General features: G+C 64.1%; 2 protein-coding genes. Both read right to left on the bottom strand.

Annotated features, from left to right (window positions below; all coding sequences use genetic code 11):
• Window positions 1-31: 31 nt before the first annotated feature.
• Window positions 32-571 carry a DUF5943 domain-containing protein gene (locus SM757_RS34965; protein ID WP_066343692.1) on the bottom strand — a complete coding sequence of 180 codons (540 nt, stop codon included), beginning with the start codon at window positions 569-571 and terminating at the stop codon, window positions 32-34.
• Between the two features lie 2 nt (window positions 572-573).
• The coding region (locus tag SM757_RS34960) for a membrane dipeptidase (protein ID WP_322468862.1) at window positions 574-817 on the bottom strand (244 nt) is incomplete at its 5' end.

Genomic DNA, 817 nt, shown 5'->3' with positions numbered 1-817 from the left:
TTTTAGGTCAGCCCGTTGATCAGGCCGTTGATCAGGCCTCGATGGGCGTGACGGTGAACACGCAGTGGTCGTGTCCTTCGGCCGCGCAGCGGGTTTCCTCGCTGTGGGTCTTCCAGGTCTTGCCGGTGTCCTGGCCAACCCAGTCCATGGCGCCGGAGAACCAGCCGGCGAAGAGGTAGCAGACCTTGTCCTTGGTCACCGGCACGCCGGCGATACCCTGGGCCAGGACGAACACCGAGTGATCGAGCTTGATGCGCGCGTGGCCGGTGTTGGCGTCCACCTCGTCGAAGGAGAACAGGCCCCAGCCACGCTGAGACAGCCGCTTGAGGTAGTGCTCGTACACGGCCAGGCCGCGCAGGCCATGCGTCTTGGCTTCCTGTTCGCACCAGAAGTAGGCCGAGCGGTAGCCGGCCTTGTAGAGGCTTTGGGCGTAGGTGTCGCGGCCGATGGCGGCCTCGGCTTCCACGTGGTTGTTCACGAAGAAGTGCCGGGGCACGTAGATCATGGGCAGACCGTCGGTGGTCCAGATGCCGGTGTCCTCGGCAACTTCGATGGGCAATTGCGGATTCATGTTCAGGCTCCCCACACTTCCTTGAAGACTCGCATCCAGTTGCCGCCGATCACCTTCTCGATCTTGCGGGTGGACCAGCCGGCATGGACCATGGCGCTGGTCAGGTTGGGCATTTCGCCGATGGTGCGGATGCCCACGGGGTTCAGCACCGTGCCGAAGTTGGTGAGGCGGCGGCCGCGGCCCTTGTCGTGCGTGATGTGGTCGAAGAAATCCTGGCCGTAGCCCTGGGTGTGGTCGGTGCCCACG

Source organism: Azohydromonas lata (genome assembly GCF_034427735.1).
Classification (GTDB): Bacteria; Pseudomonadota; Gammaproteobacteria; order Burkholderiales; family Burkholderiaceae_C; genus Azohydromonas; species Azohydromonas lata.
This window is presented reverse-complemented; position numbering and strand designations above follow the sequence as displayed.